Raw genomic sequence first — 15,421 nt, forward strand, 5'->3', positions numbered from 1 at the left:
CGTGAACTCGCCGCCTGGCGGCTTTTGCGCTGATATGGCGGGGTTGACGAGCTGAGTTTAGGCGCGTACCGTTTTGTCTCAAATGTCATATTTCCCTCGTTTAAGGACATCGCAAATGAAACGCATCGGCGTGGTGGTCTTTCCGGGCTTTCAGATCCTCGACATGGTCGCGGTATCGATTTTCGAACTCGCCAATCAGGACACCGACGAGCCCGAGTACGACATCGCGGTGATCTCCGAGCACGGCGGCATGGTGCGCAGCTCGGCGGGCGTCGAGGTCGCGACGCGGCCGTTCGGCGATCCCGCCTACGACACGGTGATCGTCACCGGCGCGATGGAGATCGCCCCGTCGTCGCCGGGGCTGCTCGCGTTTCTGAACGACGCCCTCGCGGCCTCGCGCCGCACCGCGAGCATCTGCACCGGCGCGTTCGTGCTCGCCGAAGCGGGCATCCTCGACGGCCGCCACGCGACTACGCACTGGGCGCATGCGCGCGATTTGCAACGGCGCTTTCCGCGCGCGCGGGTCGACGAGGACCGCATCTTCATCGTCGACGGCTCGGTGTGGACGTCGGCCGGCATGACCGCGTGTATCGATCTGTGCCTCGCGCTCGTCGAGAACGACCTCGGCGTCGCGGGTTCGCGCGCGATCGCGAAGAAGCTCGTGGTCTATCACCGGCGCACCGGCGGGCAATCGCAGTACTCCGCGATGCTCGATCTCGAGCCGAAATCCGATCGGATCCAGAACGCGCTGTCGTATGCGAAGAGCCATCTGCGCGAGCCGCTGACCGTCGAGCAGCTCGCCGACGTCGCGCATCTAAGCCCGCGCCAGTTCAGCCGCGCGTTTCGCGACGAGACGCGCCAGTCGCCGGCCCGCGCGATCGAAGCGCTACGTGTCGAAGCGGCTCGCACAATGCTCGAAACCGGCCGTCATTCGATCGAAACCGTCGCAGCCGACACTGGCTTCATCGACCCCGAGCGGATGCGGCGCGCGTTTTTGCGCGCGTTCGGCCAGCCGCCTCAAGCGATCCGGCGTGCCGCACGCGTGGCGTAAGCGTTCGGGGAGAGAATAGGAAACCCGCGGTGCGAAGCTACGCAAAAAACAGTATCCCGCTCGACCCGTAAATCGAACCCAGCCCAAATGAAAGGAAACGCGATGAGCTACAACGACAGCAACCCGTTCGCCAAAATCTTGCGCGGCGAACTACCGTGCATCAAGGTGGCCGAAAACGACCAGGCGCTGGCTTTCATGGACTTGATGCCGCAAGCCGACGGCCATCTGCTCGTCGTGCCGAAGGAAGCGGTCGCGGAAATTTTCGATCTGTCGGATGCGGCGCTCGTCGCGTCGACGCGCATGGCTCAAAGGCTTGCGATCGCGGTGCGCGCGGCACTGCGTCCTGACGGCGTGTTCATCGGCCAGTTCAACGGCGCGGCGGCGGGACAGACAGTGCCGCACGTCCATTTCCACGTGATTCCGCGCTGGGAAGGCCAACCGCTGAAACTGCATGCGCGCGAGGTCGCCGATCCGGACACGCTCGAAGCGCTCGCCAAGCGGATTCGCGCGCACTGGCGCGCCCATTGACGCGCGACGCGAGGGCTGCCGACGCAACGTCGCGCCCCGCATTACGGTCACGCCCGGTAACAACTGTAAAAGCCGTTGAAACCACCGATCGGCGCGTCGCGACTAGACTGCAATGGCCTTGTGTTCAAGGCATTGAGTGTGGATCTCTTTTTTCAGCCTGCCCCTGTGGCAGGCTTTTTTTCTTTGGGGACCCGCTTCGCAATCTCAGAGCCGCTTGCGCAAACGGCGTAGCGGATGCCGCCAGTCGATGCGTCGGGGACGCGCGGGCAAGGGCCGTCCGTCGTGCAGGTCTCGATGCTCCTGCCACAGTTCGTCGGAAAAAAGAAACATGACGATCAGCAGCGGAACGACCAGAAAGATCCCGAGTATTACGTGCTCGTTCACGATAGCCTCCGGGTGCAGGAGATTCGTTTTTATTGTAGAGCACCGCCTGTACCCGCATGTCGGCTCGACGAAGATCGACCTGGATTCAGGCGGCACGCGAAGGGTACATCGCACTGCGATCGCGCCCCCCTCGCCTGTCCATGTGACTTTGCGCCGCGCGGCTTTTTTCGTGCGTTTTCGGCAATGGCGCGTTGCAAGCGTTTCACCGAAACTCGTGATAGGCGGCTGGCACTGTTTATTTTCTGCACTTGCCGCGTTATTGCGCATCGCAGTTTTTGCCTGCCGATTGACTTTGTGTGCGATGCACAAATCATTGATTAAATTGTATTAAATTTCTTAATTGACGCTACGTGTTTACGTGAATGCGCGCGCAAAGCTTTACCAGCTAAAGCCGTGCAAGGAGCGGCTTTTTAGTTATTCGTTTCATTGCCATTCGATCAGGCGCGTGCTCAAGCTTTAATCAGCTTCGACAGCAGGTGCGACAATTCGCCACTGTTGCGACCGCACACAAGATGTGCTTGTCGTTCTCATCGGTTCTCCTAGAGTGCGAGATGCGGGTCCACCGTTAAAGTTAAATACATAGCTAACCGAGATTTTTTTCGGCCCGCCCGGAGGAACGAATGAAAACTCGAATTGCCGTTGTTTTCGCCATCGCGGGTTTGGCTGCCGCTAGCGTTCAGGCGCAAGACGTCGTGATCAAGCCGCAGCAAACGATCCAGTTCAAGGCCAATGCCTATGGCTGCGTATCGAAGGACAAGCTCGATGCCGCCGATCACCACGCGCAAGCCGGTGAACAGCAGCAGATGCAGGAATTCTTCTCCGGATATCAATGCGTGTCGACTCCGACCGACTCGAGTTTCCGCGTGGTGCGCGTGGTCGGCCACGACGTCGAGTTCGTGAATTCAGCCAATAGCGATACCGAGGGGCTCTGGGCGAACGACCGATTCATCAAGCAATAAGTACAACACCGGTATTCCGGCAAAAGCCGGAATACGGTCGCATGCGTATCCGCTGCGGCTTTAAAAGCCGCAGGCGTGAACGCGTGAGCTGAAAGAGACGGCTTGGGCATTCCGATGCCAAGCCGTTTTTTATTGCTTTTGATACTTGCCAGGCTTTACCTGCAATAAAAAAGCCGATGCGGGTTTTATCGACCCGCATCGGCAGTACGCCTTCTCGCAAAGCGCAGGAAACCGGCCACGAGCAACGGCGCGTCAGTGCACGCGCTTGCTGCGGCGGAACTGGTCGAAGAGAACCGCGAGCAGCAGGATGCCGCCGCGAATCAGATACTGATAGAAGGTCGGCACGTTCAGCAGGCTCATGGCGTCCTGCACGGAGCCCATGATCAGCACGCCGACCAGCACGCCGGAGATCGTCGCGACACCGCCCGTCAGCGATACACCACCGAGCACGCACGCGGAAATCACGCCGAGCTCGAGCCCGACCGACGTCTTCGGATCGCCGAGGCTCATGCGCGATGCGAGCATCACGCCCGCGAAGCCGGTCACGAGGCCTTGCAGCACGAACACGGTGATCTTGATCCGCGTGACGGGCAGCCCCGCGAGCACAGCCGCTTCGCTATTGCCGCCGACGGCCAGCACGTTCTTGCCGAACACGGTCTTTTTCAGCAGGAAGCCGAACAGAACGAAGCCGACGATGTTGCTCCAGATCGGATAAGAAATGCCGAGGAACGAGCCGCCGCCGAGGTCGAAGAAGCGCTCTTCGGAGATCATCACCGCGTCGCCGTTCGACGTGATGTACGCGAGGCCGCGCACGACCTCCATCATCGCGAGCGTGACGATCAGCGAGTTGATCTTGTAGCGTGCCACCAGCGTGCCGTTGACGAGCCCGACCGCGCCGCCCGCGAGCACGCCGGCCGTGATGCCGACTAACACGCTGTGCGTCGCGGTGATTAGCACGGAAGCCACCACGCCCGAAAACGCGACGATCGACGCCACCGACAGGTCCACCTCGCCGAGCGCGAGCACGAACATCATCGTGACGGAGATCGAGCCGATCAGCGTGACCGACAGCAGCAGGCCCTGGATATTGCGCGTGCTCAGAAAGTCTGGGACCGTGAACGACAGCACCGCGAACAGGATGACGAACACCATCACGATGCCGGATTTGTTGATCAGGTCCCAGGTGCGCGCGGCGCGCGCGGTCAAGCCCACGGAGGCGACGGCGGGGGTCGAGGAATCGGTGGAAGGTGTATTCATGATGTCTGTTCCATTCAATGCCGTTTTCGTTGCGGTATTCGGTAAGAGGTCTGGTGGCGCGATCCGCTGTGCGATCAGCGCGGCAATGCCAGCTTGATCAGCGCATCCGGCGTGGCCTGCGCCTTCGGCAGATCGCCGACAATGCGGCCTTCCTTCATCACGATCACGCGATCGGTCACGCCGATCACCTCGGCGAGATCGCTCGACACCACGATGACCGTGCGGCCTGCCTCGGCGAGCCCATACAGCAGTCCATAGATCTCGCTACGCGCCCCGACGTCGATGCCGCGCGTCGGCTCGTCCATCAGGAACACGTCGATCTCTTCGGCGAGCCAGCGCGACAGGATCACCTTCTGCTGATTGCCGCCGGACAGCGTGCCGATCGGCGTGTCGCCGTTGCGCGTCTTGATCGCGAGCTTGCCGATGAACTCACGCGTGGTCTGCGCTTCCTTGCGGCCGTTGAGCACGTTGAAGCGGCTGAAGTGGCGGCGGCAGCTGATGTTCAGGTTGTCCGACACCGACGCGATCGACACGATGCCTTCCTGCTTACGATCCTCGGGACACAGCGCGACACCGGCGCGCACCGCGTCGCGCGGCGTGGCGAACTGCACGCGCTTGCCCTTCAGCGCGACCTCGCCGGCGCTCGGCTTGACCGCGCCGTAGATCAGCTTCATCAATTCGGAGCGGCCCGCGCCGACGAGCCCGAAGAAGCCGACGATCTCGCCCTTGCGCGCCGAAAACGATGCCGGTTCGCGCAGGCCCGGTCCCATCAGGCCGTCGACCTGAAGCTGCACGTCGCCGTGCTCGCGCGCGCGATAGCCGTACACATCGGTGATCGAGCGGCCCACCATGCAGCTGATCAGCCGATCGCGATCGAGTCCCGCGCCGGCCTCGAAAGTGTCGATGCGGCGGCCGTCGCGAAACACGGTGACGCGATCGCACAGTTCGTAGACTTCATCCATCCGGTGCGTGACGTAGACGATCGCGCGGCCTTCGGCCTTCAGCGCGCGGATGATGCGGAACAGTTGCGTGGTTTCGCGCGACGACAGCGAGCTGGTCGGTTCGTCGAACGCGATCACGCGCGCGTCGCGCATCAGCGCCTTGCCGATTTCGATCATCTGCCGCTGACCGATCGACAGATGCTTGACCTGCTGCGACGGATCGAGCTTTTCACCGAGCCGTTCGAGCTCGCGCATCGCACGCGCGACCAAAGCCTTTTCGTCCAGTACGCCGAAGCGATTCGGCAGGGCGCCGAGCATCAGATTCTCGGCGACGGTCAGCTCCGGCACCAGATGCAGTTCCTGATAGATGATCGCGATGCCCGCGGCGATCGCCGCCTTGGTCGTCGCGAACTGCTGCTCGACGCCGTCGAGCGACAACGTGCCCGAGACAGGATGATTGACGCCGGACAGCACCTTCAGCAGCGTCGATTTGCCGGCGCCGTTTTCGCCCATCAGGCCGTGCACCTCGCCGCGGCGCACTTCGAGCGAGACCTGGTCGAGCGCGAGCACGCCCGGAAAGCGCACGGTGATGCCGTCGAGCCGGAGATAGGGGGCGTCGGATGCGGGCGTCGATGCAGGCGAGGGCGCGAGCGCCGCCTCGCTGGCCTGAGACCCGGTGAATAAGGACGTCATCGATAAACCTCGAACGGATGAAACCTGAGCGGGCCGCGCTCGCGCTAAACGCGAGGCACGAGGCGGCCCGCCGTCTGCTGCGAGAACTCGCTTAAATACCCAGTTCCTTGCGCACGTCCTGCCAGTTGCCGCGCACCATCAGCTTGCCGGTGGTTTGCGTGTCGGCGGGCGGCTGCTTGCCGTCCTTGATCCACTCGATAAGGTTCTCGGTGCTTTCCTTGCCGTGGTTCGTCGAGCTGACCGCGATCGTGCCGTAGAAGCCCGTCGGTTCCTTCTTCTGGAACTCGGCGAACGCCTCGCCCGCGCCGTTGATGCCGACGCCGATCACGTCCGCGGCCGGAATATGCAGCTGTTCGGTCGCGCGCACGCCGCCAAGCACGCTTTCCTCGTTGAGCGCGAAGATCACCCACTTCTTGATGTTCGGATGCTGCGCGAGCACCGGCGACACCGCGTTGAAGCCGCCTTCGTCGTCGGTGGTTTTCTGCGGCGCGTCGAAGACGTTTTCCTTCTTGAAGCCGCCGGCGAGCAGCGACTGCGTCGCGCCGTCGGTGCGCAGCTTCGCGGTCGGCAGCTCATAGTCCGTGATACGCAGCGCGCCGACTTCCTCAGGCTTCCAGCCGCGGCGCTTCATTTCGTCGGCGATCGCCTGGCCCGCCTGGTTGCCGATCTTGAAGGCCGACATGCCGAGGTGCGGCACGTTCGCAAGCGGCTTGCCGGTCGAATCGACCAGTTGGTCGTCGACGGTCACGAACTTCATGTTGTAGCGCTTCGCGCGGGCCTGAATCGCCGGTCCGAGACGCACGTCGGGCGCGCAGATCACGAAGCCCTTCGCGCCTTGCGCACCGAGGTTGTCGATCGCGGCCAGCACCTTTTCGCCGTCGGGCGTGCCGATGTTCACCACCGAGAATCCGTCCTTCTTACCGAGCGCGGTCGCGGCTTTCTGTTCGTTGATGAACCACGCCTGTTCGGGCATCTTCACGAGGAAGCCGACTTTGAGCGGCTCATCCGCGTGGGCGGACAGTTGTGCGGCGAACGGGGCGGCGAGGGCGGCGGCGGCCATCGCGGTCAGGGTCAAACGGCGAAGCTTGCTGGTCATCTACTGTCTCCTGAGGGTTAAAAGCTGCATTGATGTCGTGTAGTCGCAGCGGGGTAACGCGGGCGGCGTCAGCCGTCGCGCGAATCGGGGCGGATCTGCGCGCGGCACGCCGGGCGGTTCGCGCAAGTCGCGGTGAAAACGGTGGCGCGGCTCATTGCCTGTAGCTCGCGAGGTACGCCGTTTTCGCGGCGGTCCAGAACGCGGCATCGCTCGCGCCATAGGCCGACGCCTTGCGCCCGCCGCCGGGTCCATGATGCTCGACGGCCGTGGTCGGCAGATTGATCGTGACGAGACCGCTCTGCACGTGGCGGCGAAAATGCCGCGCGCGTTCGAGCGAGCGCGTGCAGATGCCGGCGCACAGTCCGTAGGCGGTGTCGTTCGCGAGATGTAGCGCGTGTTCGTAATCGTCCGCGCGCAGCACGACCGCGAGCGGCCCGAAAATCTCTTCACGAGCGATGCGATGCTCCGATTCGCCGATAAACAGCGCCGGCTCGAAAAAATAGCCGCGCGTCGCGCGCTCCAGTCGCCGCCCGCCGCGCAGCAACTGCGCGCCTTCCTGCTCGCCGACGCGCACGTAGTCGAGGTTGCGTTCGAGCTGCGCGGCGTTCGCCACCGGGCCGATATCGGTGCCGTGCTTCAACGCGTGATCGACGGTGAGTTTCGCGAGCTTCGCCTGCAACGCGTCGACGAACGGCGCGAACACCGCACGTTCGACGATCAGCCGCGCGGCCGCCGTGCTGCGCTGGCCGGTCGCGCTGAAGGCACCGGTGAGCGCCGCGTCGAGCGCGCCGTCGAGATCGGCGTCGGCCAGCACGACGAACGAATTCTTGCCACCCATCTCGAGCCGCACGCGCGCCTGGCGCGTCGCGGCGGCCTGCAGCACGCGCGTGCCGGTATCGGACGAACCGGTGAAGCTGATCGCGGCGACGAGCGGATGTGCGACGATGCGCGCGCCGACCTTGCGTCCGCTGCCCATCACGAGGTTGAACACGCCGGCCGGCAAGCCCGCGCGACTGACGATCGACGCGAGCGCCGCCGCGCAAGCCGGCGCCGATTCGGCCGGCTTGTAGACGACGCAGTTGCCGTGCGCGAGCGCGGCGCCGATCTTCGCCGCAGCGATCGCGAGCGGCGCGCTCCACGGCGCGATGATGCCGACCACTCCGAGCGGCTCGCGCGTCACGTCGATTTCGACGCCGGCACGCGCCGACGCGAGCGGCTCGACGAACGCGCGCAGCGCCTCGGCCGCGAACAGCTTGAACAGTTGGCCCGCGCGTGTCGCTTCGGCGAGCGCCTCGGGCAATACCTTGCCGACTTCACGCGCCAGCAACCGGGCCAGTTCCTCGCGGCGCGCGAGCATTTCGCTGCCGATCGCGTCGAGCGCGTCGGCGCGGCGCTGCGCGGAGGCGAGCGACCAGTCGCGAAACGCCGCGTGCGCGGCCTCGATCGCGCTGTCGGTCTGCCGCACGTCCGCGCGCACGTATTCGCCGACCGGCTCGTCGAGATCCGACGGATTGAGCGACACGCCCGCGGTCGCGCCGGTCTCCCATCCGCCATTGATGTAATGGCGAAACGGGCTGGCAACGAGGGGGACGAGCGGATCGCGGTTCATCGGCGGAAAAAGGCGCACCGGAAGTTCACAAAAGTCCACGAATGGTATGAGCGGTGCCAATAACTTTCCAATCCCTTTTTAGGCTTCTCCGATATCAGTTTCGGTATGGCATCATGGGAACTTCAGAGGAAGAACATACAAACATCGCTCGTAAAACCCCAGGAGACCCTGCGATGACGCGTAGCTATTCGAACTGGTTCGTGCGCGCGCGGCTAAAGACGCGCCAGTTGCTGCTGCTTGCCGCGATGGAGGAGGAGGGCAACGTGCGCCGCGCGGCCGACGTGCTCGGCATGACGCAGCCGGCCGCGTCGCGCCTGTTGAAAGAGCTCGAGGACATGCTCGGCGTGAGCCTGTTCGACCGCACGCCGCACGGCATGCACGCGACGCTGTACGGCGAGGTGATGATCCGCCACGCGCGCATGGTGCTGTCGAACCTGAGCCAGGCGCACGACGAAATCTCGGCGCTGCGCTCGGGGCTCGCGGGTCAGGTGCGTATCGGCGTGATCGCCGCGGCCGCCGCGACGATGGTGCCGCGCGCGATCGCGAGCGTGAAGGAGCGTTATCCGCAGTTGCAGATCTGGACCGAGGTCGAGACCTCCGACGTGATGCTGCCGCGGCTCGCCGAAGGCGATCTCGACATCATGATCGGCCGCGTGCTCGAACGGCAGAACCAGTTCAAGACCGACGTGCGCTACGAACCGCTCGCCGACGAACCGCTGTGCGTGGTCGCGCGTCCCGGCCATCCGCTCGAAAATGAAACGGGATTGACGCTGCGCGGCATCGTCAACGCGAGCTGGGTGCTGCATCCGCCGGGCAGCGTGCTGCGCCATCGCTTCGATCTGATGTTTTCGCAGATCGGCCTGAATCCGCCGCAGAACGTCGTCAATACCAACAACTTTCTCGCGATTTCGAGCCTGCTGCTGCAAAGCGACATGTTGGCGGTATTGCCCGATGAAGTGGCGCGTCAGTACCAACAGTACGGGGTATTGAAGCGCGTCCCGATCGATTTGCCTTGCAGGATGGATACATTCGGTATCATCACGCGCCAGTCGCATCTGTTGTCGCCGGCGGCCGCCGTCGTGCTCGAGGCGCTGCGAGATGCGGCTCGCGACGTGTACGGCACGGCCACGGAACCCGCGGTGGCCCGGTAAATGCTTCCTTCTGTGTCATCGGCACCGGCTGACGGCGCGGGAGGAACGTACGATGTACAGCAAACACAAGAAACGGCAACGCGCCGTCGACGATTCATTTTCGCTGCGCTCCGGTGGAGCCAGCGCCTGGTTTAGCAACGGCATGGCTCTCAAATCGACGATATACAAGGCGGAACTGCAGATCGCTGACATGGACCGGCACTATTACGCCGACCATTCGCTGACGATCGCCCGTCACCCCTCCGAAACCGACGAACGGATGATGGTCCGCGTCGCCGCGTTCGCGCTGTTCGCGCAGGAACGGCTGGAGTTCTGCAAAGGTTTGTCGGATGTCGACGAACCGGATCTGTGGGCGAAGGATCTGACCGGCGCGATCGACATGTGGATCGAGGTCGGCCAGCCCGATGAGCGCCGCATCGCCAAGGCGAGCGGGCGGGCGAATCACGTGATCGTGATCGCGTATGGCGGGCGTACTTCGGAAATCTGGTGGCAGGGCGTGCGCAACAAGGTCGAGCGTCTGCGCAACGTGACGGTCTGGACGCTCGGCGAAGACGTCGCTGCATCGCTCGGCTCGCTTGCCGAGCGCACGATGCGGCTGCAATGCACGGTGCAGGACGGCGAAGCATGGCTCGGCAGCGCCGAAGCCGATGCGGTGAAGATCGACTGGTCCGTACTGAAGGCGCAAGCCGATGCGTGATGGCTCCGGTCTGAACCGGTCTTTGCGCCGCTTCGTTCTCGCATTCAGAGCGACGTGACCCGCGCCGCTTCCGGCGCCCCCTTCAGTTCGACCATATTGCCCTCCGGGTCGAACAGATACAGCGACGGCCCGAATCCGTCCGCGCCATAACGCACTCCCTGTTCGCCGAGCCGCGCACCATGCGCGCTCAGATGCGCCTTCAGCGCGTCGGCGTCGAACGACTCGACGCGCAGACACAAGTGGTCCATGTTGCGTCCCGTGCCCGCCGCGCCGTTTTCCGGGCGATCGAGCTTCGCGCCGACCTGCAGCAGATCGATCAGCGATCGGCCCGCGCGCAGTTGCGTGAGGCCGAGTTCGCGCTGCTCCTTTTCAACGCTGCAACCGAGTACGTCGCAGTAAAAGCGCGCGAGGGTTTCGACGTGCGTCGCCCGGATCACGACGTGGTCGATCTCGCGAATGTGGATTTTCATGTCGAACGCCTCCCGCTAGTTCGGAGAACCGATTAGGAAGTGTAGGAGAAAGAGAGGGGGTGGATCGGCGGGAAGTCGTGGGCGAACCGGACCGGATGCGGACCCGGCGCGGACAAAAAACGCAGGCAAAAAAAAAGCCCGCTCAAGTGGAGCGGGCTGAATCCATATCAGGAGGAGACATGGAGGAGACAGGTACTAATATACACATCGGCTTGGTGCGACGCAATAACTTTTTAAGGGAAAACCCGATATCGTGCGAAATTGCCGCACTTTGAGGCAAAACGTCCGGCCGCATGGCATTCAAAGGCGCTTCGGATTGTGGTTTGCCGGGTTCGACCCCACCATGGGTAACGACAAGCGCGTCCGAATGACAGAGCAAGAACCGGCGCGTACTGTGTAGCGATCGGGCCTAAATTGATGAGCATCGACACTGCCTGCCCGTCTGGGCCCCAGGACATCATGAACGCCTCCACTCGCCGTTCCGCCCTCATGCGCACCGCCGCCGACGTCGACGCCACCCAGTGGCGCACCGACGACGAACGCTGGGACGCCGTCATCCACCGCGACCGCGATGCCGACGGCGCATTCTTCTACGCGGTCAGGACGACCGGCGTGTTCTGCCGGCCGTCGTGCGCGTCGCGCCAGCCGCGCCGCGAAAACGTCGCCTTCTTCACCGATGCCGCCGCCGCGCGCGCCGCGGGCTTTCGGGATTGCAAGCGCTGCCAGCCCGGTGGTCTGCCGCGCGAGCTCGACATCGTCGCCAGAGCGTGCGCCGCGCTCGACGCCGATCCGCAGCAGCGCCTCACGCTCGCGCAACTGAGCGACGCCGTGCACGTGAGCCCGTTCCATTTGCAGCGCCTGTTCAAGCGCGTGGTCGGCGTCTCGCCGCGTCAGTACCAGGCCGCGCAGCGCGGCGCCGCGTTGCGCGATGCGCTGCAGGGCGGCGCCGACGTCACGCGCGCGACGCTCGACGCCGGTTTCGGCTCGCCGTCGCGAATGTACGACAGCGCGCCGGCCGAACTCGGCATGGCGCCGTCCGCGTATCGCCGCAAGGGCGCGGGCCTGACGGTGCGCTATGCGAGCGCGCCGACCTCGCTCGGCTTCGTGCTGGTCGCCGCGACTGACAAGGGCATCTGCAAGATCGGTTTCGGCGACGACACCGCGCTGCTGATCGACGAATTGCGGGGCGAGTTCGCGAATGCCGAGCTGCGCGAAGACGCCGGCCGGCTCGCGCCGTTCATCGCGCAGATCGACGCGTATCTGCGCGGCACGCGCCAGGACTTCGAGTTGCCGCTCGATATCGCGTCGACCGCATTCAAGCAGCGCGTGTGGGAGGCGCTGCGGCGGATCCCGTACGGCGAGACACGCAGCTATTCGCAGATCGCCGAGGCGGTCGGCTCGCCGCGGGCGGTACGCGCCGTCGCGAGCGCGTGCGCGACCAACCCGGTCGCGCTCGCGATTCCTTGCCATCGCGTCGTGCAGAAGGGCGGGGCGCTCGCCGGCTATCGCTGGGGGCTGTCGCGCAAGGCCGCGTTGCTCGACAATGAGGCGCAGCACACAGGCGGCGTTTCAGCCAGCGACGCGCCCCGCCGCGACGCAAGCCGCACAGATGCCGACTCCCACAACTCCCAACTGGATCACGCCGCTTGAGCACGCTTAACGAGGTTGCAACTCTCGAATTACCGTTCAAGGCACCATTCGACTGGCCGCGGCTGCTGCGCTTTTTCAGCGGCCGCGCGACGCCTGGCGTCGAAGCCGTCGAGGACGGCGCGTATCGTCGCGCGATCGACTGGAACGGCGACGGCGGCACACTCAGCGTGCGGCTGCATCCGCGCAAGCGCTGCATCGTCGCGAGCATCGAAGGGCCGGCGAGCCGCCACGCCGATGCACTCGCCGCGCCAATCGCAAGAATGTTCGATCTGCGTGCCGATCCAATGAAGATCGCCGCCGGACTCGCGGCGGACCCGTGGCTCGCGCCGCTCGTCGCCGCGGTGCCCGGCCTGCGCGTGCCGGGCGCGTGGTCCGGCTTCGAACTGGTGGTGCGCGCGATCGTCGGTCAGCAGGTCAGCGTGAAGGCCGCGACGACCATCATCGGACGGCTCGTGCAAAGAGCGGGCGAACGCATCGACGGGCATCCGCACGAAAACACCGCGTGGCGTTTTCCGACGCCGGCCGCGCTCGCCGAAGTCGATCTCGCGCAGATCGGCATGCCGGGCAAACGCGTCGCCGCGTTGCAGGGCTTCGCGCGTGCGGTCGCGAGCGGCGACGTGCCGCTCGACAGCAGCGACACCGTCGACGCCGCGAGCCTGCGCGCCGCATTGCTCGCGCTCGCGGGCATCGGCCCATGGACCGTCGAATACGTCGCGATGCGTGCATGGCGCGATCCCGATGCATGGCCCGAGTCGGATCTCGTGCTGATGCAATCGATCTGCGCGCGCGATCCTTCGCTCGTACGGCCCGCGCAACAGCGCAGCCGTACCGACGCGTGGCGGCCGTATCGCGCGTATGCCGCGATGCATCTGTGGAACGAGGTGGCGGATCGGGCGGGCGCGGCGCGCGGGGGATGAACTGATTCGTCGCGACGTGCTGATGGGGATGGCGTAGTTCAGCGCGACCTCGACATGCCCGCTGAAACTCCGGCGAAGCGGCCGCAAGCAGCGGTTCCGGCGAGATGTTAAAGTGCCCGCTACTGAAAATTCCGCCGAACGTTGTCAGCCGCTATACCGTCTGTGAATCGTCCGGCGATACACGGCGACCGGCAACGCGCGACTTGCATCAATGCCAAACACCACACCCTCCGGCACGACCGACGCGCTTTCGCACCGCCTGTCCGTGCTCGACTCGAGCCCGCATCGCGATGTGCTGATACGCGGCCTGCGCGGCATCGAAAGGGAAAGCCTGCGCGTGACACGCAATGGCCAGCTCGCGATGACGCCGCATCCGCGCGCGCTCGGCTCGGCGCTCACGCACCCGTCGCTGACGACCGACTACTCCGAGGCGCTGCTCGAGCTGATCACGCCGGCTGAGCAGGACGCCGCCGAAACCCTCGCGCAACTCGACGTGCTGCATCGTTTCGTCTACGCGGAGCTCGGCGACGAGATCCTGTGGAACAACTCGATGCCGGGACTGTTGCCCGCCACCGACGATGGCATTCCGATCGCGCACTACGGCACCTCGAACATCGGCAAGCTGAAGTACGTGTACCGCGTCGGCCTCGCGCTGCGCTATGGCCGCACGATGCAGTGCATCGCGGGCATCCACTACAACTATTCGCTGAGCGAAGACGTGTGGCGCCTGCTGCACGCCGATCAGCAATCCACCGCGAACGCCGTCGACTTCCAGTCCGACCGCTACCTCGCGCTGATCCGCAATTTCCGCCGCACGAACTGGCTGCTGATGTATCTGTTCGGCGCGTCGCCGGCGCTCGATCGGCGCTTTCTCCGCGATCGCAAACACACGCTCGACACGTTCGACGCCGACACGTTGTACCGCCCGTATGCGACCAGCCTGCGCATGAGCGATCTCGGCTATTCGAACACGACCGCGCAAGCCGCGCTGCACGCCGACTACGACACGCTGCCCGGCTATCTCGACGCGCTCGCGAAAGCCGTGAGCCAGCCGTATCCCGCCTACGAGCAGATCGGCACGCAACGCGACGGCGAGTGGGTGCAGATCAACACCAACGTGCTGCAGATCGAAAACGAGTTCTATTCGACGATTCGTCCGAAGCGCGTCACGTATCCGGGTGAGCGGCCGTTGCACGCGCTCGCCGCGCGCGGCGTGCAATACGTCGAAGTGCGTTGCATGGACATCGATCCGTTCGAGCCGACCGGCATTTCGCTCGAAACATCGCGCTTTCTCGACGCGTACCTGCTCGTGTGCGCGCTCGACGACAGCGCGCCCCTGCCTCCGCCCGCGTACACCGAAGCGAACCAGAACTTCGGCCGCGTGACGATGGAAGGTCGCAAGCCAGGCCTCGAACTGGTTCGCGACGGCAAGCCGGTCGCGATGATCGACTGGGCCGACGAACTGCTCGTGAAAATCGACGCCGCTGCGGCCGTGCTCGACAGCCTGAAGGGCGGCGACGAACACGCGCGTGCGGTCGCCGCGCAACGCGCGAAGCTCGCGGACGTGTCGCTGACGCCATCGGCGCGCGTGCTGCAAACGATGCGCGACCAGCAGCAAAGCTTCCTCGCGTTCGGCCTCGCGCAAAGCGAAGCGCACGCCGCGTACTTCCGTGCACGTCCGCTCGATGCCGCGCAGTCCAAGGCGTTTGCCGACCTCGCGGTGCGATCGCTCGACGAACAGGCGAAGCTCGAACGCGACGAGGTTGGTTCGTTCGATGCGTTCGTCGCTGCGTATCGGGCCTATACGCTCAATCGCTTCAGCGTCTGAGCGTTCGGACCACAGCATTTCGGAAGTGCTTCAAGCGGCCCGCGTGGCCGCTTTTTCTTTGCCCCGAGTAACGCGCAGGTAACCTCTACGGATTGAGCTCTTCAGGCGTCCGCGGAATCGGCAAATACTCCGCGCGACGTCGCGATTCTCTGATCTGGGTGAAACACCGCTTCGATGGGGTGGTCCAAAA

Annotated in this window: 15 protein-coding genes; 8 read left to right on the forward strand and 7 right to left on the reverse strand. The window is 64.6% G+C overall.

What is annotated here, in order from left to right; translation table 11 throughout:
* Nucleotides 1-115 precede the first annotated feature (115 nt).
* Both HDG39_RS02665 and HDG39_RS02670 read left to right on the forward strand, forming a co-directional pair.
* Complete coding sequence (locus HDG39_RS02665) at nucleotides 116-1,051, forward strand: GlxA family transcriptional regulator (RefSeq protein ID WP_184002988.1); 936 nt, start codon at nucleotides 116-118, stop codon at nucleotides 1,049-1,051.
* Between the two features lie 102 nt (nucleotides 1,052-1,153).
* A complete protein-coding gene (locus HDG39_RS02670; protein WP_026225530.1) occupies nucleotides 1,154-1,579 on the forward strand; it encodes an HIT family protein in 426 nt (141 codons plus the stop codon).
* 204 nt (nucleotides 1,580-1,783) lie between these two features.
* Here the strand turns inward: HDG39_RS02670 and HDG39_RS02675 are convergent, their stop codons facing one another.
* Nucleotides 1,784-1,963, reverse strand: coding sequence for a hypothetical protein (locus HDG39_RS02675; RefSeq protein ID WP_184002990.1), 180 nt, complete (start codon nucleotides 1,961-1,963; stop codon nucleotides 1,784-1,786).
* 620 nt (nucleotides 1,964-2,583) lie between these two features.
* Here HDG39_RS02675 and sap1 point away from each other — a divergent pair.
* Nucleotides 2,584-2,922 carry a surface attachment protein Sap1 gene (gene sap1, locus HDG39_RS02680; RefSeq protein ID WP_018418921.1) on the forward strand — a complete coding sequence of 113 codons (339 nt, stop codon included), beginning with the start codon at nucleotides 2,584-2,586 and terminating at the stop codon, nucleotides 2,920-2,922.
* On the opposite strand, the gene HDG39_RS02685 is transcribed toward sap1, so the two are convergent.
* The 5 genes from HDG39_RS02685 to HDG39_RS02705 all read right to left on the reverse strand — a co-directional run bounded on the left by HDG39_RS02685 (nucleotide 2,912) and on the right by HDG39_RS02705 (nucleotide 8,518).
* Complete coding sequence (locus tag HDG39_RS02685; RefSeq protein WP_184002992.1) at nucleotides 2,912-3,121, reverse strand: hypothetical protein; 210 nt, start codon at nucleotides 3,119-3,121, stop codon at nucleotides 2,912-2,914. The two genes, sap1 and HDG39_RS02685, sit on opposite strands and share 11 nt — an antisense overlap.
* Nucleotides 3,122-3,174: 53 nt before the next feature.
* A complete protein-coding gene (araH, locus tag HDG39_RS02690) occupies nucleotides 3,175-4,179 on the reverse strand; it encodes an L-arabinose ABC transporter permease AraH (RefSeq protein ID WP_184002994.1) in 1,005 nt (334 codons plus the stop codon).
* Nucleotides 4,180-4,253: 74 nt separating this feature from the next.
* Nucleotides 4,254-5,813 carry an L-arabinose ABC transporter ATP-binding protein AraG gene (araG, locus tag HDG39_RS02695; RefSeq protein WP_184002996.1) on the reverse strand — a complete coding sequence of 520 codons (1,560 nt, stop codon included), beginning with the start codon at nucleotides 5,811-5,813 and terminating at the stop codon, nucleotides 4,254-4,256.
* 91 nt (nucleotides 5,814-5,904) lie between these two features.
* The gene (locus HDG39_RS02700) at nucleotides 5,905-6,909 is read right to left on the reverse strand and encodes an arabinose ABC transporter substrate-binding protein (RefSeq protein WP_184002998.1); all 1,005 of its coding nucleotides are present in this window, start codon (nucleotides 6,907-6,909) and stop codon (nucleotides 5,905-5,907) included.
* Nucleotides 6,910-7,060: 151 nt separating this feature from the next.
* Nucleotides 7,061-8,518, reverse strand: a complete 1,458-nt coding sequence (locus HDG39_RS02705) for an aldehyde dehydrogenase family protein (RefSeq protein ID WP_184003001.1) — start codon at nucleotides 8,516-8,518, stop codon at nucleotides 7,061-7,063.
* 173 nt (nucleotides 8,519-8,691) lie between these two features.
* Between HDG39_RS02705 and HDG39_RS02710 the strand changes: the two genes are divergently transcribed.
* Together HDG39_RS02710 and HDG39_RS02715 are read left to right on the forward strand one after the other, a co-directional pair.
* Nucleotides 8,692-9,669 (forward strand): LysR family transcriptional regulator, encoded by a 978-nt coding sequence (locus HDG39_RS02710; protein ID WP_184003003.1) that lies wholly within the window; start codon nucleotides 8,692-8,694, stop codon nucleotides 9,667-9,669.
* Nucleotides 9,670-9,811: 142 nt separating this feature from the next.
* On the forward strand, nucleotides 9,812-10,366 hold the full coding sequence (locus tag HDG39_RS02715) for a YaeQ family protein (protein WP_184003223.1): 555 nt from the start codon (nucleotides 9,812-9,814) through the stop codon (nucleotides 10,364-10,366).
* A 44-nt stretch (nucleotides 10,367-10,410) separates the two neighbouring features.
* On the opposite strand, the gene HDG39_RS02720 is transcribed toward HDG39_RS02715, so the two are convergent.
* Nucleotides 10,411-10,836 carry a VOC family protein gene (locus tag HDG39_RS02720; protein ID WP_184003005.1) on the reverse strand — a complete coding sequence of 142 codons (426 nt, stop codon included), beginning with the start codon at nucleotides 10,834-10,836 and terminating at the stop codon, nucleotides 10,411-10,413.
* Nucleotides 10,837-11,325: 489 nt separating this feature from the next.
* Here HDG39_RS02720 and ada point away from each other — a divergent pair, with 489 nt between their 5' ends.
* The 3 genes from ada to gshA all read left to right on the forward strand — a co-directional run bounded on the left by ada (nucleotide 11,326) and on the right by gshA (nucleotide 15,231).
* The gene (gene ada / locus HDG39_RS02725; protein ID WP_184003225.1) at nucleotides 11,326-12,486 is read left to right on the forward strand and encodes a bifunctional DNA-binding transcriptional regulator/O6-methylguanine-DNA methyltransferase Ada; all 1,161 of its coding nucleotides are present in this window, start codon (nucleotides 11,326-11,328) and stop codon (nucleotides 12,484-12,486) included.
* On the forward strand, nucleotides 12,483-13,403 hold the full coding sequence (locus HDG39_RS02730) for a DNA-3-methyladenine glycosylase family protein (RefSeq protein WP_184003007.1): 921 nt from the start codon (nucleotides 12,483-12,485) through the stop codon (nucleotides 13,401-13,403). Before ada ends, HDG39_RS02730 begins: the two co-directional genes overlap by 4 nt.
* A gap of 211 nt (nucleotides 13,404-13,614) precedes the next feature.
* Nucleotides 13,615-15,231, forward strand: coding sequence for a glutamate--cysteine ligase (gshA, locus tag HDG39_RS02735; RefSeq protein WP_184003009.1), 1,617 nt, complete (start codon nucleotides 13,615-13,617; stop codon nucleotides 15,229-15,231).
* The last annotated feature ends 190 nt before the right edge of the window (nucleotides 15,232-15,421 follow it).

Origin of the sequence: Paraburkholderia lebeckiae, from assembly GCF_014201005.1 — a bacterium.
Classification (GTDB): Bacteria; Pseudomonadota; Gammaproteobacteria; order Burkholderiales; family Burkholderiaceae; genus Paraburkholderia; species Paraburkholderia tuberum.